Annotated in this window: 22 protein-coding genes; 11 read left to right on the plus strand and 11 right to left on the minus strand. The window is 73.5% G+C overall.

The features are described from left to right. Positions 1-500: MarR family winged helix-turn-helix transcriptional regulator (locus ACWGDE_RS16370; RefSeq protein WP_453389662.1), on the minus strand; the 500-nt coding region annotated here is incomplete at its 3' end. Between the two features lie 107 nt (positions 501-607). Between ACWGDE_RS16370 and ACWGDE_RS16375 the strand changes: the two genes are divergently transcribed. Both ACWGDE_RS16375 and mltG read left to right on the plus strand, forming a co-directional pair. Beyond that, positions 608-2476 (plus strand): ABC transporter ATP-binding protein, encoded by a 1869-nt coding sequence (locus ACWGDE_RS16375; RefSeq protein WP_453389663.1) that lies wholly within the window; start codon positions 608-610, stop codon positions 2474-2476. Positions 2477-2539: 63 nt separating this feature from the next. Further along, positions 2540-3379, plus strand: a complete 840-nt coding sequence (gene mltG, locus ACWGDE_RS16380; RefSeq protein ID WP_453389664.1) for an endolytic transglycosylase MltG — start codon at positions 2540-2542, stop codon at positions 3377-3379. Position 3380: 1 nt separating this feature from the next. On the opposite strand, the gene ACWGDE_RS16385 is transcribed toward mltG, so the two are convergent. The 8 genes from ACWGDE_RS16385 to ACWGDE_RS16420 form a co-directional block, all read right to left on the minus strand. Further along, the gene (locus tag ACWGDE_RS16385; RefSeq protein ID WP_453389665.1) at positions 3381-4484 is read right to left on the minus strand and encodes an FAD-dependent oxidoreductase; all 1104 of its coding nucleotides are present in this window, start codon (positions 4482-4484) and stop codon (positions 3381-3383) included. Between the two features lie 41 nt (positions 4485-4525). After that, positions 4526-5620 (minus strand): LLM class flavin-dependent oxidoreductase, encoded by a 1095-nt coding sequence (locus tag ACWGDE_RS16390; RefSeq protein WP_453389666.1) that lies wholly within the window; start codon positions 5618-5620, stop codon positions 4526-4528. After that, the gene (locus ACWGDE_RS16395; RefSeq protein ID WP_453389667.1) at positions 5620-6663 is read right to left on the minus strand and encodes an ABC transporter substrate-binding protein; all 1044 of its coding nucleotides are present in this window, start codon (positions 6661-6663) and stop codon (positions 5620-5622) included. The genes ACWGDE_RS16390 and ACWGDE_RS16395 overlap by 1 nt, the downstream gene beginning before the upstream one ends. A gap of 94 nt (positions 6664-6757) precedes the next feature. Further along, positions 6758-7480 (minus strand): ABC transporter ATP-binding protein, encoded by a 723-nt coding sequence (locus ACWGDE_RS16400; protein WP_453389668.1) that lies wholly within the window; start codon positions 7478-7480, stop codon positions 6758-6760. Next, positions 7453-8340, minus strand: coding sequence for an ABC transporter permease (locus ACWGDE_RS16405; RefSeq protein ID WP_453389669.1), 888 nt, complete (start codon positions 8338-8340; stop codon positions 7453-7455). The genes ACWGDE_RS16400 and ACWGDE_RS16405 overlap by 28 nt, the downstream gene beginning before the upstream one ends. A 360-nt stretch (positions 8341-8700) precedes the next feature. Then, positions 8701-10065, minus strand: a complete 1365-nt coding sequence (locus tag ACWGDE_RS16410) for a cytochrome P450 (RefSeq protein WP_453389670.1) — start codon at positions 10063-10065, stop codon at positions 8701-8703. 130 nt (positions 10066-10195) lie between these two features. Next, complete coding sequence (locus ACWGDE_RS16415; protein WP_453389671.1) at positions 10196-10873, minus strand: HAD family hydrolase; 678 nt, start codon at positions 10871-10873, stop codon at positions 10196-10198. Positions 10874-10940: 67 nt separating this feature from the next. Further along, positions 10941-11420 carry an Lrp/AsnC family transcriptional regulator gene (locus ACWGDE_RS16420; RefSeq protein ID WP_453389672.1) on the minus strand — a complete coding sequence of 160 codons (480 nt, stop codon included), beginning with the start codon at positions 11418-11420 and terminating at the stop codon, positions 10941-10943. Positions 11421-11606: 186 nt separating this feature from the next. Here ACWGDE_RS16420 and ACWGDE_RS16425 point away from each other — a divergent pair, with 186 nt between their 5' ends. The 3 genes from ACWGDE_RS16425 to ACWGDE_RS16435 all read left to right on the plus strand — a co-directional run bounded on the left by ACWGDE_RS16425 (position 11607) and on the right by ACWGDE_RS16435 (position 15719). Further along, entirely contained in the window at positions 11607-13097 is a 1491-nt protein-coding gene (locus tag ACWGDE_RS16425; protein WP_453389673.1) for an SDR family oxidoreductase, read from the plus strand. A 139-nt stretch (positions 13098-13236) separates the two neighbouring features. Then, on the plus strand, positions 13237-14661 hold the full coding sequence (locus tag ACWGDE_RS16430; protein ID WP_453389674.1) for a cryptochrome/photolyase family protein: 1425 nt from the start codon (positions 13237-13239) through the stop codon (positions 14659-14661). Between the two features lie 35 nt (positions 14662-14696). Beyond that, on the plus strand, positions 14697-15719 hold the full coding sequence (locus ACWGDE_RS16435) for a MerR family transcriptional regulator (protein WP_453389675.1): 1023 nt from the start codon (positions 14697-14699) through the stop codon (positions 15717-15719). Here ACWGDE_RS16435 and ACWGDE_RS16440 read toward each other — a convergent pair. Continuing rightward, complete coding sequence (locus tag ACWGDE_RS16440; RefSeq protein WP_453389676.1) at positions 15643-16206, minus strand: RNA polymerase sigma factor; 564 nt, start codon at positions 16204-16206, stop codon at positions 15643-15645. The two genes, ACWGDE_RS16435 and ACWGDE_RS16440, sit on opposite strands and share 77 nt — an antisense overlap. Before the next feature lie 85 nt (positions 16207-16291). Beyond that, positions 16292-17017, minus strand: a complete 726-nt coding sequence (locus ACWGDE_RS16445) for a YoaK family protein (RefSeq protein ID WP_453389677.1) — start codon at positions 17015-17017, stop codon at positions 16292-16294. Between the two features lie 70 nt (positions 17018-17087). Here ACWGDE_RS16445 and ACWGDE_RS16450 point away from each other — a divergent pair, with 70 nt between their 5' ends. The 6 genes from ACWGDE_RS16450 to ACWGDE_RS16475 all read left to right on the plus strand — a co-directional run. Further along, on the plus strand, positions 17088-17681 hold the full coding sequence (locus tag ACWGDE_RS16450; RefSeq protein ID WP_453389678.1) for a histidine phosphatase family protein: 594 nt from the start codon (positions 17088-17090) through the stop codon (positions 17679-17681). An 80-nt stretch (positions 17682-17761) separates the two neighbouring features. Continuing rightward, entirely contained in the window at positions 17762-19300 is a 1539-nt protein-coding gene (locus ACWGDE_RS16455; RefSeq protein ID WP_453389679.1) for an amino acid permease, read from the plus strand. 15 nt (positions 19301-19315) lie between these two features. Then, positions 19316-19747, plus strand: coding sequence for a universal stress protein (locus ACWGDE_RS16460; protein ID WP_453389680.1), 432 nt, complete (start codon positions 19316-19318; stop codon positions 19745-19747). Positions 19748-20053: 306 nt separating this feature from the next. After that, positions 20054-21556 carry an FUSC family protein gene (locus tag ACWGDE_RS16465; protein ID WP_453389683.1) on the plus strand — a complete coding sequence of 501 codons (1503 nt, stop codon included), beginning with the start codon at positions 20054-20056 and terminating at the stop codon, positions 21554-21556. Between the two features lie 263 nt (positions 21557-21819). Continuing rightward, positions 21820-22968, plus strand: coding sequence for a nitric oxide synthase oxygenase (locus ACWGDE_RS16470; protein ID WP_453389681.1), 1149 nt, complete (start codon positions 21820-21822; stop codon positions 22966-22968). Positions 22969-23049: 81 nt separating this feature from the next. Continuing rightward, positions 23050-24135 (plus strand): lactonase family protein (locus tag ACWGDE_RS16475; RefSeq protein ID WP_453389682.1); only part of this gene is annotated, 1086 nt, incomplete at its 3' end.

Below are 24135 nucleotides of genomic sequence, written 5' to 3' on the forward strand. Positions count from 1 at the left end.
GCCCTCGTCGACCGGGTCGGCGGAGCCGTCTCCGACCTCACCGCCGCCACCGTCGCCGGGGCGTCCGCCAGAGCGTTCAGCAGACCGCCGAGCACCTCGCGCTGATCGGCGGTCAATGGAGCCAGGATCTCCTCTGCGGCGCCGGTTCGCGCGTTGCGCAGCTGCCGCAGCGTGGCGCGGCCGGTCTCGGTGAGCTCGATCCTTATGACGCGCCGGTTCGCCGGATCGGGCACGCGGCGCACGCATTCCGCGCCCTCCAGGCCGTCGACGAGCGTGGTCACGGCTCGGGGGACGACCTCCAGCCGGGCGGCGAGGTCGGCCATCCGGGGCGGCTGCGCGGCGGAGAGGTGGGCCACCGTGCGCAGCAGGCGGGACTGGGCCGGCGTGATGCCGAGCGGCTCCAGATGGCGCTTCTGGATGCGGTGCAGGCGCCGGGTCAGGCGCAGCAGCTGCTCGGCCAGGATGCCGTCGGTGCTGTCGGTCTCGGAAGCGGTGCTCATGCTGCGGTCCTCATAATGGGAACAGTATCAGGACCAGACTCATTGTGAGTATAGGTAACAATGAGCTATGATCATGCGAGTCTCGTCCGCTGTCATGAAGGAGGCCCATGCGCCCCAAAGAACCCGAGTGGACCCCATCGAAGGAATCCCTGGACCCGAGCGGTCCCTCCCCGTCCGAGCGGCCGCGTGAGCTGCGCCGCATCGTCGGCCTGTTCCGGCCCTACCGCGGCCGCCTCGCGATCGTCGGCCTGCTCGTCGCCGCCTCCTCGCTGGTCGGCGTCGCCTCGCCGTTCCTGCTGAAGGCGATCCTCGACGTCGCCATCCCGCAGGGCCGTACCGGGCTACTCAGCCTGCTCGCCCTCGGCATGATCGCGACCGCCGTCGTCACCAGCGTCTTCGGCGTGCTCCAGACCCTGATATCCACCACGGTCGGCCAGCGGGTCATGCACGACCTGCGCACCGCCGTCTACGCCCAGCTCCAGCGGATGCCGCTGGCCTTCTTCACCCGCACGCGCACCGGCGAGGTGCAGTCCCGCATCGCCAACGACATCGGCGGCATGCAGGCCACGGTCACCTCCACGGCGACCTCCCTCGTCTCCAACGCGACGGCCGTCATCGCCTCCGTCGTCGCGATGCTCGCGCTGGACTGGCGGCTCACGATCGTCTCGCTGCTCCTGCTGCCCGTCTTCGTGTGGATCAGCCGCCGCGTCGGCCGCGAACGCAAGAAGATCACCGCGCAGCGCCAGCGGCAGATGGCCACCATGGCCGCCACCGTCACCGAGTCCCTGTCGGTCAGCGGCATCCTGCTCGGCCGCACGATGGGCCGCGCCGACTCCCTGACCAAGTCCTTCGCCGAGGAGTCCGAGCAGCTCGTCGACCTCGAAGTGCGCTCCAGCATGGCCGGGCGCTGGCGGATGTCCACCATCGGCATCGTCATGGCCGCCATGCCCGCCCTCATCTACTGGGCGGCCGGCATCGCCCTGCAGACCGGCGCGCCCTCCCTCTCCGTCGGCACCCTCGTCGCCTTCGTCACCCTCCAGCAGGGCCTGTTCCGGCCCGCCGTGAGCCTGCTGTCGACCGGCGTCCAGATCCAGACCTCCCTGGCACTGTTCTCCCGCATCTTCGAGTACCTCGACCTGCCGGTGGACATCACCGAACGCGAGGACGCCGTCCGCCTCGACCGCGCGAAGGGCGAGGTCCGGCTGGAGGACGTGCACTTCGAGTACGACGCCAAGAGCGGACCCACCCTGACGGGCATCGACATCACCGTCCCGGCCGGCGGCTCCCTCGCCGTGGTCGGCCCGACCGGATCCGGCAAGAGCACGCTGAGCTACCTCGTCCCCCGCCTGTACGACGTCACCGGCGGCCGGGTCGCCCTCGACGGGGTGGACGTCCGCGACCTCGACTTCGACTCGCTGGCCCGCTCCATCGGCGTGGTCTCCCAGGAGACCTACCTCTTCCACGCCTCCGTGGCCGACAACCTGCGCTTCGCCAAGCCCGACGCCACCGACGAGGAAATAGCGGAGGCGGCCCGCGCGGCCCAGATCCACGAGCACATCGAATCCCTGCCCGACGGCTACGACACCCTGGTCGGCGAGCGCGGATACCGGTTCTCCGGCGGCGAGAAGCAGCGCCTGGCCATCGCGCGCACCATCCTGCGCGACCCGCCCGTACTGATCCTCGACGAAGCCACCAGCGCACTGGACACCCGCACCGAGCACGCCGTGCAGCGGGCCATCGACAACCTCTCCCAGGGGCGCACCACCATCACCATCGCCCACAGGCTCTCCACCGTCCGCGACGCCGACCAGATCGTGGTGCTCGACGGAGGCCGGATCGCCGAGCGCGGAACCCACGAGGAGCTCCTCGCGGCGGACGGCCGGTACGCGGACCTCGTCCGGCGGGACCGGGAGACCGCACTCAAGCCGACTGCACTCGAGCCGACTGCACTCGAGCCAACACCGGTGAACGTGTGATCGTATGACCGGCGCACGGGTCGGATGCCGGAAATATGGCGCTTCGCGGGTTAGCGTTCCCGCATGCGTCAAGAGAACCGGCCGCCGTCACCGCGCCGTTCCCGGCTCACCCGCCGGGGCCGGCTGGCGCTCTTCCTCGGCACGCTCCTGGGTCTCGGGACGGCCGTCCTGATCCCCTTGCTGCCCGGTGAGGAAGCGCCCGAGAAGCCGCGCCAGTTGCTGATCCCCGAGGGCTGGCGGGCCCCGCAGGTCTACGCCGCCATCGACCGCGAGCTGAAGCTCCCGGCCGGCTCGGCCAAGGCGGCGGCCGCGACGGCCGCCCTTCCGTTGCCCGCCGAGGCGAAGGGGAACCCGGAGGGCTACCTCTTCCCGGCCACGTATCCGGTGACCTCCACGTCGACTCCGGCCGCCCTGCTGACGTACATGGTCGAGACGGCCAACAAGAAGCTCGCCACCAAGGCCGTCACGGACGGCGCCAGGGCCCACGGGATGACCCCGTACCAGACGGCCACGCTCGCCAGCATCATCGAGGCGGAGGCCGACACCCGCGCCGACATGGGCAAGGTCGCCCGGGTGGTGCACAACCGGCTGGCGAAGTCGATGCCGCTCCAGATGGACTCCACCATCAACTACGCGCTCGACCGCAGCACGGTGGACACCAAGCTGAGCGAGACGAAGATCGACAGCCCCTTCAACACGTACGAACGCCAGGGCCTGCCGCCCACGCCGATCGACAGCCCCGGCCTGGAGGCCATGGCGGCCGCCGTCGCGCCGCCCCCCGGAGACTGGCTCTTCTTCGTGACCGTGAAGGCGGGCGACACGCGCTTCTCGGCGACGTACGAGGAACACAAGCGGCACGTCGCCGAGTTCAACCGGCTCCGGGCGGCCTCCCGCAAGACCTGACTCAGAGGCCTTGTCCGGACAGGACCAGGCGGTCGTCCGCCGGGGTGCGGGCCAGCAGGCGCTGGATCTCGCGGACCGCGGCGCCGCCCGCGCGGTTGGCGCCGATGGTCGACGCCGAAGGCCCGTAGCCGACCAGGTGGACCCGCTCGTCGCGGACGGCACGGGTGCCGTCGAGGCGGATGCCGCCGCCCGGCTCGCGCAGGCGCAGCGGAGCCAGGTGGTCGATGGCCGGGCGGAAGCCGGTGGCCCACAGGATCACGTCGGCGTCCACCCGCCGCCCGTCCGCCCAGACGGCTCCGGTGGCCGTGAGGCGGTCGAACACGGGCAGCCGCTCCAGAACCCCCGAGGCCAGTCCGCCCCGGACCGCCTCGTTCAGCGGCAGTCCGGTGACGCTGACCACGCTGCGCGGCGGCAGCCCCAGCCGTACGCGCTCCTCCACCAGGGCCACCGCCGCGCGGCCCTCGGCCTCGCCGAAGCTCCCGTCCCGGAACACGGGGGGCCGCCGGGTGACCCAGGTGGTCTCCGCCGCGACCTCGGCCACCTCCAGCAGGTGCTGCACCGCCGAGGTGCCGCCGCCCACCACGATGACCCGGGCCCCGGCGAACTCGGCCGGCCCGGGGTAGTCCGCCGTGTGCAACTGGCGGCCCCGGAAGGTGTCCTGCCCGGGGTAGCGCGGCCAGAACGGCCGGTCCCAGGTCCCCGTGGCGTTGATCAGGGCCCGCGCGGACCAGCCGCCGGACCCGGATTCCACGAGCAGGCGCCCGTCCGCCCCCGCGCGTACGGCGGTGACGTCCAAGGGGCGGCGTACGCGCAGGCCGAAGCGGTCCTCGTAGGCGGCGAAGTACTCGCCGATCACCTCGGAGGAGGGCCGCAGCGGATCGGCCCCGGTGAGCTCCATCCCCGGCAGCGCGTGCATGCCGTGGACCTTGCCGTAGGTGAGCGAGGGCCAGCGGAACTGCCAGGCGCCGCCGGGGCGGGGCGCGTGGTCGAGGACCACGTGGCCGATGCCCGCCCGGGCCAGGTGGTAGGCGCTGGACAGGCCCGCCTGCCCGGCGCCCACGACCACCACGTCCGTCCGTACGCCCTGCTCCGCGAATTCGTTCACGGTTCTACCAACTGGGGGAGGCGGCGAGATCTTCCCGGGGCTCAGCGCGCGAGCAGGCCGCGTGCCGCCAGCTCCGGGGTCACCCCCTCGCCGAACCAGTACGCCTCCTCCAGGTGCGGGTACCCGGACAGCACGAAGTGCTCGATCCCGAGCGCGTGGTACTCCTCGATCCGGTCCGCCACGTCCCCGTGGCTGCCGACCAGCGCCGTGCCGGCGCCGCCGCGTACCAGGCCCACGCCCGCCCACAGGTTCGGGGAGATCTCGAGCCTGTCCCGCGAGCCGCCGTGCAGCGCGAGCATCCGCTGCTGGCCCACCGACTCGCTCGCCCCCAGCAGCGACTGCGCCGTGGCGATGGACGCGTCGTCGAGGTCCGCGAGCAGCCGGTCCGCCGCGCCCCAGGCCTCCTTCGCCGAATCCCGGGAGATGGCGTGCAGCCGGATGCCGAACCTCACCGTCCGCCCCCGCTCCTCGGCCAGCGAGCGGATCCAGTCGATCTTCTCCTTCACCTCCTGCGGCCGTTCGCCCCACGTCAGGTACACGTCCGCGTGCTCGGCGGCCACGGGACCCGCCGCCGCCGAGGACCCGCCGAAGAAGATCTCCGGGAGCGGGTCGGGCGGCAGCGCCGTCAGCCCGCCGTCGATCCGGTAGTGCTCGCCCCGGAAGTCGAAGGGCTGCCCGCCCCAGACGCCCCGTACGACGGACAGGAACTCGCCGGTGCGCTCGTAGCGCCGGTCGTGGTCGAGGTGGTCCCCGAAGCGCCGCTGCTCGGCCGAGTCGCCGCCCGTCACCACGTTGAGCAGCAGCCGGCCGCGCGTGATCCGCTGGTACGTGGCCGCCATCTGCACGGCCAGGGTCGGCGAGATCACCCCGGGCCGGAAGGCCACCAGGAACTTCAGCCGCTCGGTGTGCTGGGCGAGCGCCACCGTCGTCAGCCAGGCGTCCTCGCACCAGGTCCCGGTCGGGGTCAGCACCGCCTCGAAGCCGAGCCGCTCGGCGGCCTTCGCGATCTGCGCGAGGTATGCGATGTCGGGCTCCCGCACCCCGGCGCCGGAAGGGTTGTGGGCGTAGGCGTGCCGGTCGACCAGGGTGCGGCCGTCGCCGCCGGTCGGCAGGAACCAGTGCAGTCGTACCGTCATCAGGATTCCTTCCCGTACGTACGGGCGGGCGTGGTGGAGGGCGGCAGGTCCCGGTTGAAACGGGTGTCGACGAAGTCCTTGAAGACGACCTTGCCCGGGATCAGCTTCAGCTCGGTGAAGGTGTCGGCGATCTTCTGCTCCGAGGCCACGGCCGCGTCGTCCACAGCGACCGGAACCCGGGTTCCGTTGCTTCGCTTGACCGCGTCGAAGGCCACCTCGTACGGCAGCCCGGTCTCCTTCGACCAGACCTTGGCCCACTCCTCCGGGTGCTTGAACACCCAGTCCTGGGCGCGCTGGAGGCGCTGGAGATAGTCCCCGATGGCCTTGCTCTTCGCCTCGTCCGCCAGCGCGGCGGGCGCCGCCACCTGGAAGCCGAGCCCGTTGACGATGCCCTCGCCGTTGGTGAGGACTCGGGCGCCGGAGCGCAGGACCTGGGAGGTGTACGGGTCCCAGACGGCCCAGGCGTCGACCTTGCCGCTGTTGAAGGCGGCCAGCGCGTCGGCCGGCTGGAGCAGGGTGATCTGTACGTCGGACGGGGTGAGGCCCGCCTGCTGGAGGCTCGCGATCAGCTGGAAGTGGGCCGAACTGCCCTGGGCCACCGCGATCTTCTTGCCGCGCAGCTCGGAGGGGGACTGGAGGGGGGAGTCCTTGGGCACGAGGAGCGCCTCGCCCGCGGAGGAGCCGTGCGTGGCACCCACCACCGTGATCTTCGACTTGGCCGCCGCGGCGAAGACCGGCGGGGTGTTGCCGACGCCGCCGATGTCCACGGCCTTGGCGTTGACGGCCTCCAGCAGGGGCGGACCCGAGGTGAAGGTGGACCACTTGATCTCGTAGTCGAGCTTGTCCAGTTCACCGGCGGCCCGCAGCAGCGACTCGAAACCGCCCTTCTGGTCGCCCACGTGGAGCGTGACCTTGGCGGCGGTCTTGGAGCCGTCCTTGGCGTCGGCCCCGCTGTCGGCGGCCGAACTGCCGCCGCAGGCGGTCAGGACCAGCGACAGCGGAATCAGCGAGGCCATCAGGGGCAGGGCGTGGTGACGTCTCATGGCGTTTCTCTTCGATCTCTCGTACGGGAACCAGGGAAGGGGCGCGGAAGGGGAGCGGAGAAGGGAAGGGGAGCGGAGAAGCGAGGGGCGGCGCTCAGTTCACGCCGAGCTCGCCCAGGAGCCGTTCGCGCAACTGCGCGAACCCGGAGTCGGAGACCGAGCGCGGCCGCTCCAACGCCACCTCGGTGTCGTAGGCGATGCGGCCCTGGTCCATCACGAGCACGCGGTCGGCCAGCAGCAGCGCCTCGTCGACGTCGTGGGTGACCAGCAGCACCGCGCAGCCGCGCCGCTGCCACAGCTCGGCGACGAGCTGCTGGGCCTTGATCCGGGTCAGCGCGTCCAGCGCACCGAACGGCTCGTCCAGCAGCAGCAGATCGGGCTCGCGCACCAGGGCACGGGCCAGCGAGGCCCGCTGCGCCTCGCCGCCCGAGAGCGTCTTGGGCCAGGCGTCGGTGCGGTGTTCCAGCCCGACCTCGGCCAACGCCCTTTCGGCGACCGCGCGTTCGGGGCGGCCGGGCAGTCCCAGCAGCACGTTGCGCCAGACCCGCTTCCACGGCATCAGCCGGGGTGCCTGAAAGGCCACCGCCCGGCGCTCGGGGACCAGCACCTCGCCCTCGATCTCCCGGTCCAGACCGGCCAGCACCCGCAGCAGCGTGGACTTGCCGCAGCCACTGCGCCCGAGGAGCGCGGTGAATTCTCCCGCCTTCAGGGTCAGGTCGAGTCCGTCGATGACGGACCGCTCGCCGAAGGACCGGTTCAGCCCGGTCACCCGGACCGCGGTGTCCGGGATCACTGCCCCGTGAAGGTCGGTCGCCATTGCAGCAGCAGCCTTTCGAGAGCGCGAACGATGAGATCGGCGGTGAGGCCGAGGAAGGCGTAGACGACGAGGCAGACGACGATCACGTCGGTACGGAAGAACTCGCGCGCCTGGTTCATCAGGAACCCGATCCCGGCGTCGGCGTTGATGGACTCCCCGAAGACCAGGGCCAGCCAGGCCGTGGCCAGGGAGTACCGCAGTCCGGTCATGAACCCGGGCAGTGCCCCCGGCAGCACCACATGCCGCACCAGGCCCCAGCGGCTGAGCCCCAACGCCCCGCCCGCCTCGATGAGTTGTTCGTCGACCCCGCGAATCCCGGCGTACACGTTCAGGTACAGGTGGAACGCCGTGCCGAGCGCGATGAGCGCCACCTTCGGCGCCTCCCCGATGCCCATCCAGATGATGAACAGCGGAATCAGCCCGACCCACGGCACCGTGCGCAGCATCTGGACGCTCGCGTCGATCAGGTCCTCGCCGAGTCGGGACAGCCCGGACAGGAGTGCCAGCACCGTCCCCGCCGTCCCGCCCAGTACGAGACCGATCGCCACTCGCTGAAGCGACACCCCCATCGCGGTGGGCAGTGTCCCGTCCCCGATCAGATCGGCCCCGGCGCTCGCGATGGTCGTCGGGGGAGCCAGGACGTCCACGGGCAACACCCCGAAGGTGCTGGCCAGTTGCCACAGTGCGAGCAGCAGCAAGGGGCCGATGGTGCGCCGCGCCCAGCGCGGCGCGGACCGCCGCCGGGCGGAGGCCGGTACGACAGGGATGAGGGCGGGGGCGGTACGGGTGCTGATGTCCGCTGACCGGGCGGATGGCTCTTCAGCCGTTATGTCCGGCGGCGCATGGCTGGTGACGCTCATGAGTGCTCCACGGAGGAGGGGGAGGGGATGCGGGCGCACGAGCCCGGTCCGGCACCCCGGTCACCCCCGCATCGGTGCGCGGGCAGGGTGACCGAAGGGTGTCGGGTTCAGGGAGGTGGGCTTCAGGGCATGCGAAAGGAGAGCGCGCGGCGCTCGTGAAGGCAGGTGACGCGACCCGAAGGGGGAAAGGGCGTCAGCAGCCGCGACAACACGCGGCGGAAGCCACCCGCAGCAGGTCGATGTGACCGCGCGTGGTGAGCAGGGCTGAACGCAACATGCGGCGAAACCTAGCCAGGCTCCCGCTCCGGGTCAATGGCGTCTCGCCCACTGGTACTCCCGTCTCCCTTGCTGGGACGGTCCTCACTTCCCGGGGGCGCGCAGCGTCGCCAGGACCGGCCCGATCGGCTGGAGGGTCAGCCCGGGGAGCGGCTTCGCCAGCCCGGGGCCGCTGTCCAGATGGAAGCGCCGGGCCACGACCGCCAGTACGAGGGCCGCCTCCACCAGGGCGAACCGGGCTCCCAGGCAGGCGCGCGGGCCGCCGCCGAAGGGGAACCACGCGTGCTCCGGCACCGGGTGCGGGGCATCCGCGTCCCACCGCTCGGGCCGGAACGCCTCCGGCTCCGGGAACCAGCGCTCGTCCCGGTGCATGGACCACGGGCTGGTCCACACCGACAGGCCGGCCGGGACCGGCCGCCCGCCGAGCGTCGCACCCTCCCGCGCCACCGCGGAGATCAGCCAGATCGGCGGATAGATCCGCAGCGCCTCCTTGACCACCTGCTGGGTCCACGGCAGCCGCGCGTAGTCCTCGTACGTCGGCAGCCGGTCGCCCAGCACCTCGTCCAGCTCCCGCGTCAGCCGCTCGCGCGCCTCGGGGGCGCCCGACAGCAGCTGCCAGGCCCAGGTCAGGGTGGTCGAGGTGGTCTCGTGGCCGCCGATGTAGAGGGTGATCGACTCGTCGCGCAGCTCCGTGCGCGACAGCGGCGCGCCGTTCTCGTCCCGGGCGGCGAGGAGCCGGCTCAGTAGGTCCTCCCGGTCCTCGCCGGCCGCCGAGGCCGCCTCGTGCTCCCGTATGACGTGCTCGATCTCCCGGTCGAGGACGGCCACGGCCTCCCGCATCCGGCGCCGGCCCGGAGTCAGCACCCACGGCGGCAGGAACAGCGTCACCCCGCGGAACTCGGCGCCCAGCTCCCGCTGCGCCGTGGCCATGGCGGCGCTGATGGGCTCCTCCCGCCCGGCGGCGTCGCTGCCGAACAGGGTGCGCACGGCGATCCGTTGGGTGAGTCCCGCCATCTCCCTGTGCACGTCGATCCGCTCGCCCTCGGTCCAGCCGGAGGCCAGCGCGTCCGCGCACTCCACCATCGTGGCCGCGTACGCGCGCACTTGGCGCGGCCGCACCGACGGCTGGACCAGCGCCCGCTTGCGCCGCCAGTCCTCGCCCGTGGCCACGACCACGCCGTTGCCCAGCAACTGGCGGAAGGCCCAGCCCAGTTCCATCGGCTGGAAGGTGGACTCGACGGCGCCGAGCAGCTCACCGGCGTGCTCGGGCAGCGAGACGAGAACGTTGCGCTGGGGGCCGAGTGCCCAGGGCACCCAGTCGCCGTAGTCGTCGCGCAGCGACTCGAAGAAGGCCAGCGGATCGCGGGCGAAGGCGGGGAGGTTCCCGAGCAGGGGCCACCGGCGCGGTCCGCGCTCGGCGCCCGGAGGCGGCTGGGTGGCGGTCACCACGGCATGGTGACAGTGCCGCCTCCAGGGCGCCAGGGCTTCGGGGGAGCCGGGACGCCCGGGGCGTCGGCGCGGGAACTTCCCGCCGCGGCCGAGGCGTTGGAGTGCCTCAGGCGGCCCGGTGCTTCCGGCCTCAGGCCGCCCGGTGCTCCGCCAGCCACTCGTACGCGGTGTCCGCGCTGAACTCCGCCTGGCCGGACCGGAAGAGGAGACCGGCCGGCGCGAAGGCCGGATCGTCCGCGGTGGCCGCCACGTACGGGACCGCCACGCACCCCATGCCCGCCGCGTGGGCGGCGAGCGCGCCCGGCGCCGCGTCCTCGACGACCACGCAGTCGGCGGGCTCCGAGCCCAGGCGCCGCGCCGCCTCCAGGAACACGTCCGGGGCGGGCTTGCCCCGCTCCACCTCCTCGGCGGAGACCACCGTGGTCAGCAGGGCGTCCAGGCCGGTGCCGGCCAGGACCGCGTCGATCGCCTCGAGCGAGGATCCGGAGGCCACCGCCATCGGGATGCCGTCGGCGTGCAGCCGCTCGACGAACCGGCGCATCTCGGGGTAGGCCTCGGTCTGCGTACGGGCGAGCTCCAGGTAGGCGGCGTTCTGCTCGGCGAGCAGCTGTTCCACCGGGGCCTCGATGCCGTGGGCGTCCCGCAGGATCTCCAGCGTCTCCAGGGTGCCGATGCCGATGTACCGGGAGTGCTGCTCCCAGGTGAAATCGGGGACCCCGTGGCGCTCCAGGGTGCGCCGCCCGGACTCGTAGTAGTTCGGCTCGCTGTCCACGAGGGTGCCGTCGAGATCGAATATGACGGAGATCATCCGTTGTGCCCGTCCTGCCGGTACCGGTCCTGCCGGTGTCTGTCTCATACCTGTCCCGACCATCTTGTCAGGGTTTGCGCGCCGCCCGGCCCACGGACTCGACCAGCGGAAGGAGCCGGTGCGGCACCCGCTCGCGCAGCGCGACCTCGGTCCGGGTGCGCACCACCCCCGGAAGCCGGATCAGCCCCTGGATGACGTCCTCGAGATGAGCGTTGTCCCGGGCAGCCACCCGGGTCAGCAGGTCACCGCCGCCGGTGATGGAGAAGGCCTCGATGATCTCCGGTACGGAGGCCAGCGCGTCGCCGACCTCGTCCAGGTGGCCCTGCGTGACCTCGATGTGCACGAAGGCCAGCACCGGATGCCCGAGTGCGGCGGGGGAGAGGACGGGCCCGGTGGCGGTGATCACCCCGGTGCGCTCCAGCCGTTCGATCCGGGCCTGGAGGGTGCCGCGCGCGACCCCGAGGATCCGGGCGTACTCCCGGACGCTGGTGCGCGGCTGCTCGATCAGCAGGCGCAGGATCCGTGTGTCGAGCTCGTCCACCGCCATGCCGCGACCCTATCAACGGGCGGGTGCACCCGACCGGTGCCGCGGCGGCCCGGCGGGAGGCCGCGGGCGCGCTCCGCCGGCTGTGCCGTCCGGGGGAATCGCGCATCCGATGCGGTGCGCCCCGGGGAATCACCAGGTGCGGGGGCACAATCGGCGCGGGGCGGCCCACGAGGAACGGAGAGAGCCATGACGGGCGAGAACTGCCTGGTCACCGGAGCCACCGGCTACATCGGCGGCCGGCTGGTCCCGGAGCTCCTCGACGCCGGACACCGCGTCCGCTGCCTGGCCCGCTCCCCGGAGAAGCTGCGCGACCACCCCTGGGCCGGACGGGCCGAGGGGGTCCGGGGCGACGTCACCGACGCGGAGTCCGTGGCCGCCGCCATGGCCGGCGTCGACGTCGCCTACTACCTCGTGCACGCCCTCGGCGGCGGACCGGGCTTCGAGGAACGCGACCGCGCCGCCGCCCGGACCTTCGCGGAGCAGGCCCACGCCGCCGGGGTCCGCCGCATCGTCTACCTCGGCGGGCTCACCCCGGCCGGCATCCCCGGCCGCGCCCTCTCCCCGCACCTGCGCTCCCGCGCCGAAGTCGGCGAGATCCTCCTCGCCGGACCCGTCCCGGCTACCGTCCTGCGCGCCGCCGTGGTCATCGGATCGGGCTCGGCCTCCTTCGAGATGCTGCGCTACCTCACCGAGCGGCTGCCCGTCATGGTCACCCCCAGCTGGGTCGGCACCCGCTGCCAGCCCATCGCCGTCCGCGACGTCCTGCGCTACCTCGTCGGCAGCGCCGCCATGCCGCCCGAGGTCGACCGGGCCTTCGACATCGGCGGGCCCGACGTGGTCACGTACGAGGAGATGATGCGCCGCTACGCCGCCGTCGCCGGGCTGCCCCCGCGGCTCATCCTGAGGGTGCCGATGCTGACCCCGGGGCTTTCCAGCCACTGGATCGGCCTCGTCACGCCGGTACCGAGGGCGCTGGCCCGGCCGCTCGCCGAATCCCTGCGGCACGAGGTGGTCTGCGCCGAGCACGACATCGCCGTCCACGTCCCGGACCCGCCGGGCGCGCCCATCGGCCTCGACGAGGCGCTCGCGCTGGCGCTCCAGCGGATCCGGGAGGCCCGGGTGACCACCCGCTGGTCCTCGGCAGCCGTGCCGGGCGCGCCGAGCGACCCGCTGCCGACCGACCCCGACTGGGCGGGCGGCAGCCTCTACACCGACGAGCGGGAGCTCTCCGCCGACGCCCCTCCCGAAGCGCTGTGGCGAGTGGTGGAGGGCATCGGCGGGGAGAACGGCTGGTACTCCTTCCCCCTGGCCTGGGCCGTACGGGGCTGGCTGGACCGGCTCGTCGGCGGAGTCGGCATCCGCCGCGGCCGCCGCGACGCGGACCGGCTGCGGGTCGGGGACTCCCTCGACTTCTGGCGGGTCGAGGAGATCGTGCCGGGCCGGCTGCTGCGCCTGCGCGCGGAGATGAGGCTGCCCGGACTGGCCTGGCTCGAACTCCACGTGGACCCGCCGAAGCCGGGGAACGCCGGCGCCCGCTACCGGCAGCGGGCGCTGTTCCACCCGCACGGCCTGCTGGGCCACCTGTACTGGTGGAGCGTGTCGCCGTTCCACGCCGTCGTCTTCGGCGGCATGGCCCGCAACATCACCCGCGCCGCGAGGCGCGCCGACGCCTCCTAGGCCGCCTCTTTGGGATCTTGCCTGACCCGCGCCGCCCGGCACCGCGGCGACGGACGGCGAAGACGGCGCATCCGGGCCGGGGGTTGCGCGCGAATCACCTGTGACGACCCGTCCCACCCTTCACACGGAGCGAACCCCCATGAACGTCGCGGTGGTCCTGTACACCTCCGACCTGCGGCTCCACGATCATCCGCCGATGCGTGCCGCCCTGGCCTCCCGCGGCCGGGTGGTTCCGCTCTTCGTGCGCGACCCCGCCGTCCCCGCACCGCCCAACCGGCTCGCCTTCCTCGCCGACTGCCTCGCGGACCTCGACGCCGGGCTGCGCTCCCGCGGCGGCCGGCTCGTCCTGCGCTCCGGTGACACCGTCGCCGAAGCCGTGGCCCTCGTCCGGGAGACCGGCGCCGGCGAGGTGCACATGGCCGCCGGCGTCAGCGCGTACGCCCACGCCCGCGAGGAGCGGCTGCGGGCCGCCCTCGAAGCCGAGGGCCGGCGTCTCCACGTGCACGACGCGGTGATCACCGCCCTGGCCCCCGGAGCCGTCCTCCCGGCCGGCCGCTCCGACCACTTCGCCGTCTTCACCCCCTTCCACCGCCGCTGGGCGGAGCAGCCCCTGCGCGCCGCCGCCCCCGCGCCGCGCTCCATCGGCGTCCCCGACTCCGTTCCCTCCGATCCGCTCCCCGAACGCGCCGCCGTCACCGGCACCTCCCCGGGCCTCGCCAAGGGCGGCGAGGACGAGGCGCGCCGACTGCTGGCCCGCTGGCTGCGCTCCGGGATCTCCCACTACCCCGGGACCCACGACGACCTGGCCGGCGACGCCACCTCCAGGCTCTCCCCGCACCTGCACTTCGGCACGCTCTCGGCCACCGAGGCCGTTCACCGGGCCCGCGCGGCCGGCGGCCCCGGTGCGGACGCCTTCGTACGGCAGCTGTGCTGGCGCGACTTCCACCACCAGGTGCTCGCCGCCCGGCCGTCGGCCGCCGCCTCGGACTACCGCACCCGCCAGGACCGTTGGCGCACCGGGTCCGCGGCCGAGGAGGAGGTCCGGGCCTGGAAGGACGGCCGCACCGGCTACCCGGTGGTCGACGCGGCCATGCGCCAGCTCCGCCACGAGGGCTGGATGCACAACCGGGGCCGGCTGCTGGCCGCGAGCTTCCTGACCAAGACCCTCTACGTGGACTGGCGCACCGGCGCCCGCCACTTCATGGACCTCCTCGTGGACGGGGACCTCGCCAACAACCAGCTCAACTGGCAGTGGGTGGCGGGCACGGGCACCGACACGCGCCCCAACCGGGTCCTCAACCCGGTCCGCCAGGGCCTGCGCCACGACCCCACCGGCGCCTACGTGCACCGTTGGGTCCCCGAGCTCGCCGGGCTCCCCGCGCCGCTGGTTCACGAGCCCTGGCGGCTGCCGGGACTGGAACGGGCCCGCTACGACTACCCCGACCCGGTGGTCGAACTCGCCGACGGCCTCGACCGCTTCCGCCGGGGCCGCGAGGCCGGCACGGGTGTCGGCCCCGACGGGGATCGCGGCCCCGGCTCCGGCCCCGGCGGCGGTCCGAGGTGAGCGCCCGCGGCCCCGCCGCGCCGTACGGTGGACCGGTGGAGCCCGAACCCCCGCAGCCCGCACCGGCCGCGCTCGCCACCGGAGCCGTCGCCCGGCTCCTCGGGGTCTCCCCGACCACGCTGCGTTCCTGGGAGCGGCGCTACGCCATCGGCCCGGACCGCCGCGAAGAGGGCCGGCACCGGCGGTGGACCCCCGGGGACATCGCCCGCCTGGAGCTGATGTGCCGCCTCACCGCCCAGGGCGTGCCCCCGTCCGAAGCGGCCCGGGTCGCGCGGGGCACGCGCCACCCCGCCTCCGCCGGGCCGCCGGACGAGGGCCGGGGTGCGACACCGGGAGGGCCCCGCGCACTGCGCCTCGGGGACGTCCGCCCGGAGTGCCGGGGGCTCGCGCGGGCCGCCGTACGACTGGACGCGCCGGCCGTGGAGGAGCTGCTGGCCGCCGCCCTCGAGGGACTGGGCCTGCTCACCGCGTGGGAGGAGGTCATCGCGCCGACCCTGCACGCGGTGGGCCGCAAGTGGGCCTCGGCCGGGGAGCGTTACGTCGAGGTGGAGCACCTGCTGTCCTGGCAGGTCTCCTCGGCCCTGCACCGGATCCGGCCCGCCCCGGAGCCGCTCCCGGGCCCTCCCGTCCTCCTCGCCTGCGCGCCGGGGGAGCAGCACAGCCTGCCGCTGGAGGCGTTGACGGCCGCACTCGGCGAACGGGCCCTGCCGGTCCGGATGTTCGGCGCCGCCCTGCCGCCGGGCGCCCTGCACGAGGCCGTGCGGCGGACCGGCCCGCGGGCCGTGGTCCTGTGGGCGCAGTCCCGTACGACCGCGGACGCCTCGCTGGCCGCGTCGGTCGCGGGCATCGAGTGGGGCCCGCGCGGCGCCCGGGGCCACTCGGCGCTGCTGCTCGCCGGACCCGGCTGGGGAGCCGTGTCCGCGGCCGCCCCGGCACTCCCGCGCACCGAGCGGCTGTTCGGGCTCCGCTCGGGGCTGGCGGTCATCGAAGCGATTGCGTCCGGCCGGATTCCAGCGACTGCCGCAGGACGTGCAGCGCCCGCCGGGTATGGCTCTTGACGGTGCCGAGCGGGAGCCCGGTGCGGTCAGCGATCTGCGACTGGGTCAGGTCGCCGTAGAAGGCGAGCCGCAGCACCCGCTGCTGCGCCGACGGCAGCCGGGCCAGCTCCCCGAGCACCACCATCCGTTCCACCACCCCCTCCGGACCCGGTTCCGCCCCGCACCGGGCCCGGACGCCCACGCGCGTGACGGCCTCGGCCACCCGGGCCCGCCGGGTCCGCGCCTCCAGGGCGTCGGCCACCTTGTGCCGGGTGATGCCGCTCAGCCAGGCCCCGAGGCCGCCGGGCCCGGGCCGGTACCCGGCGCGGCCCCGCCACGCGGCGAGGAAGACCTGCTGGGTCACGTCCTCGGCCTCCCGGTCGTCGCCGAGCGCGCGCCGGGCCAGTCCCTGCACCAGCGGTCGCCAGCGGTGATAGACCGCCGCCACGCACTCCTCGTCGCCCGCCGCGAAACCCGCCGCCAGGCGTGCGTCGTGCTGCTCGTCCATGCGTCGAGGCTCGCGAGGACGACCGCCGGAGCCAAGTTGCAGCGTTTCTGCATTCTTTTCTCCCCTCAGGCGGACGACGCCCGCCCTAGACCGATGGCTCCCCGCCGGGGTGCATCAGGGGGTGGGTCAGGTACACCAACGCCACCGCCAGGACCAGTACGGCGGCCGGCAACAGCAGCCACCCCACCGACCAGCCGGTCCGTACGAGCAGCGCCCCGGCCAGTCCGCCCGCGAACATCGCGCCGACCGAGCCGGCGCGCCGCACCCGGGCCGCGGTCCCGTACCCGAAGGCCCGGTCCCGCCCCATGGTCGAGCCGCCGAGGAAGGAGGTCAGCGAGCGGGTCACCAGGGTGGTCGGCACCCCGGACAGGTTCACCCGCAGGCTCGTCACGTTCCGCATCCCCATCGCCAGTGACAGGGCCGCCGAGACCAGCAGCTGCCGGGCGCCGGGGGCCCCGAACCGGGGCGCCAACCCCCATCCCGCGGCCGCGGCGGCCAGGACCAGCAACGCCTCGGCCGACAGCCCGGTCACGAACCAGCGCCGGCCGCGGGCCTCCACGAAGGCCTCCAGCCGGGCCCCGCTCACCGCCCCGACGGCGAACGCGGACAGCGAGACCGCGGGCGCCAGCGCGGGCACGGGGCCCGCGTGGGCCACCCCGAAGGCCAGGAACAGAACGTTGCCCGTCTGCATCGCCGTGAAGACGGGCCCGAGCGCCAGCAGGCTGACGGCCTCGGTCAGCCCGGTCACCGCGGTCAGTACCAGCAGCAGGAGGGTCAGCGGAGGTCGCATCGTGCGGGCACCGGGGCTCATGAGCCCCGACAGTGACAGGTCCGGCCCGCCCGTCCGGCGACGACATGCCGCACGCATTAGGGTCCGGAGGATGAGCGACCTGCTGCTGGTGAGGCACGGCGAGACCGCCTGGAGCGCGACCGGACGGCACACCGGGCGCACCGACGTCCCGCTGAACGCGCGCGGGGTCGAGGAGGCCATCTCGCTCGCCCCGTTCTTCCGGGACCGCCATCCGGCCCTGGTGCTGACCAGCCCGCTGCGCCGGGCCGCGGCCACGGCCGAGCTCGCCGGGCTGACCGGCGGGGTCACCGACCCCGACCTGTACGAATGGGACTACGGCGGCTACGAGGGCGTCACCACCCCGGAGATCCTGCGGGACCGCCCCGGCTGGTCGCTGTGGACCGACGGCGTACCGCCCGGTGACGCGGACCATCCCGGCGAGAACGCCGCCCAGGTCGGCGCCCGCGCGGACCGGGTACTGGCCCGGGCGGGCGAGGTGCTGCGGGCGGACCGGGGCAACGTCGTCCTCGTGGCCCACGCCCACCTGCTGCGGGTGCTGACCGCCCGCTACCTGGGCCTGCCGCCCGAGGACGGCCGGCTCTTTCTGCTCCGCACGGGCACCTACAGCGTGCTGTCCACCGAACACGGCCTCCCGGTCGTCGCCGGGTGGAACAGCCGCCCCTGAGCCCGCACCCGAGCCGCCCTGATCCAGCGCTGCGCCGCCCCCGCCTCGCGCGCCGACCCGGTCTGCGTGACGATGCGTACATGGCCCACGAAGGTGCGGGCGGCGGCCCGGGGACCGGACCTCCGGACCCCTCCGAGCTCGCCGACACGGCGGACGCGGGGCTCAAAGCCAACGCGATCGGCTTCCTCGACGCGCTCGTCATCGGTTTGAACTCGACCTCGCCCGCGTACTCGCTGGCCGCGGTCATCGGACCGATCGTCGCGCTCGCCGGCATCTACGCACCCGGCGTCATGCTGGCGTCCTTCGTGCCGATGCTGCTCATCGCCGCCGCCTTCTACTACCTCAACAAGGTGGACCAGGACTGCGGGACCACCTTCTCCTGGGTCACGCGCGCCATGGGTCCCTGGGCCGGCTGGCTCGGCGGCTGGGCCATCGCGATGACCGGCGTCCTCGTCATCGGCTCCCTCGCCGACGTCGCCGTCCACTTCGGCCTGCTCGCCGTCGGCCTCGACAGCTGGGCGGCGAACGAAACGATCCGCCAGATTCTCACCGTCGTCGTCATCCTGGTCATGACCGGCGTCTGCGTCATCGGCACCGAGCTGTCGGCCCACCTCCAGGACATCCTCATCCTGGCCCAGGTCTTCTTCCTGCTCGTCTTCGCCGTCGTGGCCATCTACCGCGTCTACGCCGGCACCAGCAGCCTCGACGGGACCAGACCCTCCATCGAGTGGCTCAACCCCTTCGGCGCCGGCGGAGCCGCCCTGACCGGCGGACTGCTGCTCGGTGTCTTCATCTACTGGGGCTGGGAATCGGCGGTCAACCTCACCGAGGAGGTCGAGGACTCCGCGACCGCTCCGGGCAAGGCCGGCATCTGGTCCACCGTCGTGCTGCTGGTGACGTACCTGTCCGTCGGCTTCGCGGTCGTCGGCTACTCCGGGACGAAGTTCCTCGCCGAGAACGCCGGCGAGGAGGAGGCCGTGTTCGCGGTCCTCGCGCACGAGGTCATGGGCGGCTGGGACTGGGTCGTCCTGCTCGCCGTCTGCACCTCCGCCCTGGCCTCCACCCAGACCACGATCATCCCCGCGTCCCGCACCGCCCTGTCCATGGCCCGCCGGCACGCGCTGCCGCCGCACCTCTCGCACATCCACCCCCGGTTCCGGACCCCGGACGTGAGCACCTGGTGGGTGGCCGCCATCGCCATCGCCTGGTACCTCGTCGTCAACCGGATCAGCGAGAACGCGCTCCTGGACTCCCTGACCGCCCTCTCCCTGCTCATCGCCTTCTACTACGCGCTCACCGGCCTGGCCTGCGCCGTCTACTACCGCCGCCACCTGCTGGAGAGCGCGCACAACTTCCTGCTGATCGGCCTGGGCCCGGTCCTCGGCGCCGCCCTGCTGGCCTGGCTGCTGGTGAAGTCGGTCGCCAACATGTCGGACCCGGAGAACTCGGCGAGCGGGGTCTCCTGGTTCGGCCTCGGACCGCCGCTGGTCATCGGGATCGGCATCGCCGTCGTCGGCGTGCTGATCATGTGCTTCTGGCGGGTCCGGGACGGCCGCTTCTGGCAGGAGAGGCGCGGCGTCGCCGACCCGGAGCTCGTCCACGCGATCAAGAAGCCTTGACGGAGAGGAGCCCCGATGTCCGTCGTCCTCGGCTACGACGAGTCCCCCGGCGCCGAGCGCGCCCTGCACGTGGCGCTGGAGGTGGCCACCGCCTTCGGGGAACCGCTCGTCCTCGTCTACGGGGCGGCCGCGCCGGGCTCCACCGGGGAGGAGTACCGCGCGCACCGGGAGGCCGTCCGCGAGGCCGGCCGCAGCGCGCTCGCGCGGGCGGTCGCCGCGGCCGACGAGGCGGGGGTGCCGTCGACGGTCGAGGTGGTCGACGAGAAGCCCGCCCAGGCCCTGCTCGACGCCGCCGAACGCCACCGGGCGCGCGTGATCATCGTCGGCAGCTGGGGCGACAGCCCGATCCGCGGCGCGCTCCTGGGCTCCACTCCGCACAAGCTCCTGCACCTCTCCCCGGTCCCGGTCCTGTGCGTCCCGACCGAGCCGGGCGGCCCGCGGACGTAGGAGGCGGTCGAGGGGCGGTTCGCGCGGTGTGCCCCGTCGGCTGGTCCAGTGGCATCCAATGGCCGAAGCGTCCGGCTTCCGGCTGTGCCAATGGCCCAGTCCATCGGCACCGGTTTGAGCCAACAGGCCTCCGGATGTTTATCTGTGTCCTATCCATGTATCTACGGCGCCACGCAGCGCCGGACGGCAACGAGGCCGATCCGGACCGTGGCGCCTTCGCCGTGCCCTTCGCCGCCCACCACCCCCGGGCGGAAGGCGGCCCGGCGTGCTCCATCGCAAGGGGGGCGGCACACCGCCGTGAAGAGGATGTTCGTGGCTCCGGATCCGGGGCGGGCAAGACTCAGGAACTCGTCGCGCGCCGTCATCGGCGTCGCTCTCGCCGTCGCCGTGGCCGAGCTCTGCGGGCTCTCGCTCGTCGCGTCGATCACCGGGGGACTGGCCGCCCTGCTGGCCCTCTTCACCGTGACGGACGCGACCGTGCGCGCCCAGCGGGTGACCACCGCCCTGCTCCCGGCCGCCGGCTTCCCCGTCCTGGCGCTGGCCACCACCCTGCACGGAGTGTCCCTGGCCCGCGACGCGGCCTTCGTGGCCGTCGTGTTCGCCGGTGTCTACGCCCGGCGGTGGGGAGCGCGGGGGCACGCCCTCGGCATCTTCGCCTTCATGAACTTCTTCATCACCCAGTTCCTGCACGCCCGTCCCGGGCAGCTGCCGGAGCTGTACGCGGCCGTCGGACTGGCGCTGCTCTCGGCCGGCGCGGTGCGGTTCGTGCTGTGGCCGATCGAGAAGCGCACCCCGCCCCCCGCCGTTCCGCCCGCGCCGCCCGGTACGGGACTGGCCCGGCCGACCACCCGGCAGGCCTTCCAGGCCACCGCCGCCTGCGCCTTCGCGCTGGGCATCGGCCAGGTGCTGTCCGAGGACCGCTGGTACTGGGCGGTCGGCACCGCCTGGTGGATCTTCGTCAACACCGCCTCGCGCGGCGAGACCCTGGTGCGCGGTTTCCGCCGGGTCCTCGGCACGGTGATCGGGATCGGCGCCGGCCTGCTGGTCGCCATCCCGCTGAACGGGGCGCCGGCGCCCACGGCCGTCCTCGTGGCCGTCTGCGTGTTCGCGATCTTCTACACGGCCCCCGTGTCGTACAGCTGGATGATGCTGGCCGTGACGGTGATGGCGGGCCTGCTGTACGGACTGCTGGGGGTGCTCGATCCGGGGCTCCTCGTGCTGCGCCTGGAGGAAACGGCGGTCGGTGCCGCCTGCGCCGCCCTCGCCGTGGTCCTGGTCCTGCCGGTCACCACCCACGCGACGAACGACCTGTGGATCCAGCGGGCGCTGCGGTGCGTGCGCACCTGCACCGCCGAGGCCGCCGCACGGCTCGCCGGCTCGCCGGTCGCCGACCCCGCGCCGCACGCCGCGGAGCTGGAGCTGTACCTGGGCCGCGTACGGCTCTCGCTGGCGCCGCTGGTCCATCCCCTCAGCCCGTACCGCGGCCGCAAGGCCAGGGCCCGGCGGGTGCTCGCGCTGCTCGACGAATGCGCCGTCGAGGTGCGCGGTCTGGTCTCGGTGGCGGCGGACCCCGACGCCAGTCACGACGCCCGTCTCGCGGCCGCCTGCTGGCGGGTCGAGGCGGCGGTCGAGGCGCTGCTCGCACCGGAAGCGGAACGCGGGCCGGCCGACCGTCCGACGGCTTCCGTGCACCACGGGCGGCTCGCGGCGGAGCCCGCGCTGGCGCACCTGCACGGACTGGAGCGACTCCTCGCCCAGCTCGACGGACCGCTGCGCACCGCGTCGCGCTCACCGCTGGTCGGCGCCTGACCGAGGGCGCGACGGACCGCGGGACTCGGGTCCCCCGCCACGACCGGGATGTTGGCCGGGAACTTGCGCGGATGCTACGCCGCGCAGGGTTCGGACCGCAGACATATCGATGAAGATCACTCGGAGGGGTGTTCCGGGCGCGCCTCCCGCACAGCGCTGACCTGCGGCATGTACAACGGGTGATTGTTCATTGCACATTCATCCGGCATGGCCCCTCCATGCCAGCGGGGTGGATCTGGTCGGACAGGGGGTAACCGCCCGGAATGGAAATACTTCAACAGCGCTCCACCACCGCTCAGGTGTGGGAAGCGGCCGAGGAGTTCATCCGACTGTTCCACAGGGAGAATCCGGACGCCGGTGATCCGCGCGAACGGCTCGCCGCCGTGCGGGCCGAGCTCGCCGGGACGGGCACCTACCGGCACACTCCCGAGGAGCTCGTGCACGGCGCCCGGGTGGCCTGGCGCAACAGCAACCGCTGCATAGGCAGGCTGTACTGGAACTCGCTGCGCGTGCGCGACCGCCGCGAGGTCTCCGACGCCGACGAGGTCGCCGAGGAGTGCTTCGAGCACCTTCGGGAGGCCACCAACGGCGGCCGGGTCCGGCCCACCATCACGGTCTTCGCCCCCGACGCCCCGGACCGTCCCGGCCCGGTGATCTGGAGCGAGCAGCTGGTCCGGTACGCCGGCTACGGCGACCACCACTCCATAACCGTGGGCGACGCCCGCAACGCCCCGCTCACCAGCGCGCTCCTCTCCCTCGGCTGGTCCCGCGGCGAGGGCACCCCCTTCGACCTCCTCCCGCTGGTCGTCCAGGGGTCCGACGACAAACCCCGCTGGTTCGACGTCCCCCCGGACGCCGTGCTGGAGGTGCCCATCGAGCACCCCGACGGCGAGGAGGGCGGCGACGGCTGGTCTGACTGGGGCCTGCGCTGGCACGCCGTACCCGCGATCTCCAACATGTGCCTGGAGATCGGCGGCATCCACTACCCGGCGGCCCCCTTCAACGGCTGGTACATGGGCACCGAGATCGGCGCCCGCAACCTCGGCGACACCGACCGCTACAACCTCCTGCCGGCCGTCGCCCGCCGCCTGGGCCTCGACACCGCCAGCGACCGTTCCTTGTGGAAGGACCGCGCGCTCGTCGAGCTCAACCGCGCGGTGCTGCACTCCTTCGACCGGGCCAAGGTCACCATCGCCGACCACCACACCGAGTCGAGGCGGTTCCTGACCCACGTGGAGAAGGAGGAGCGCAAGGGGCGTGACGTGGGCGCGGACTGGTCCTGGATCGTGCCGCCGATCTCCGGTTCGGCCACCCCGGTCTTCCACCGGACCTACGAGGACCGCCCGAGCGCGACGGCGTACGTTCACCACCCCGGTGCGCAGGAACGGGCCCAAGGGCGGGACATGGTCTAGACCTTCTGTTACCGTCGCTCCGAAGGGGCACCTCCCAGCGGTAGCCGGGGGAGGATCCGGAACGGCTGAGAGGGGTCTCCCGTGGGCGGCGCGAACAGTGGCGTGGGCGGTACGGACCGTACGGTCCGCGGCGGCGAACACCGGGCCTGGATCGGCTCGTTCACCTCGGGGGGCGGCCGCGGTGTCACCACCGCGGCCGTGGATCCGGCCACGGGGGCGCTGACCCCGCTCTCGGCCACCGACGCCGTCGCCGACCCCTCGTACCTCGCCCACGACCCGGGCACCGGCGTGCTCTACGCCGTGAGCGAGACCGAACGCGGCGCGGTGGGCGCCTTCCTGACCACGGGCGAGGGGCTGACCGCCCTCGGCCCCGTCGTCGGCGTGGACGGCGCCGGGCCCACCCACCTCAGCCTGGCCGGGCGCCGGCTGCTGACCGCCAACTACACCTCGGGCAGCGTCAGCAGCCTCCCGCTCGCCGCCGACGGAGCAATCCAGGAGCCCGCCTCCGTGCTCGCGCACCACGGCTCCGGCCCCGACGCCCGCCGGCAGAAGGGCCCGCACGCCCACCAGGTGCTGCCCGACCCCACCGGCCGCTGGGTGCTCGGCGTCGACCTCGGCACCGACTCGGTACGGGTCTGCGCGCTCGACCCGGCCACCGGAGCCCTGAGCGTGCACGCCGAGACGGTGCTGCGCGCCGGGACCGGCCCCCGGCACCTCGCCTTCCATCCCTCGGGCGCGGTGGTCTACGTACTGCACGAGCTGGATCCGCAGGTGACCGTCTGCCGGTGGAACGCGCAGTCGGGTGAGCTCCAACCGGTCGCGGAGGTTCCGGTCGCCCCCACGGGCGCTCCAGGGGCCGGGGCGGCCTACCCCTCGGCGATCGTCGCCTCGCCCGACGGCCGTTTCCTCTGGGCCGCCGTCCGCGGCGCCGACACCATCGTCACCCTCTCGCTCGCCGGAGGCGCCGAGAAGCCGGAGCTCACCGGCACCGTGCCGTGCGGCGGGAACTGGCCGCGCGACCTCGCCGCCGACCCGTCGGGACGCAGGCTCTACGCGGCCAACGAGCGCTCCGGGGACGTCACCTGGTTCGACGTGGACCAGCGGACCGGACAGCCGCGCCGGGCCGGCTCGGTGGCGATCCCCGCCGCCACCTGCGTGGTCTTCGGC

It is taken from the genome of Streptomyces sp. NPDC054956, from assembly GCF_053609185.1.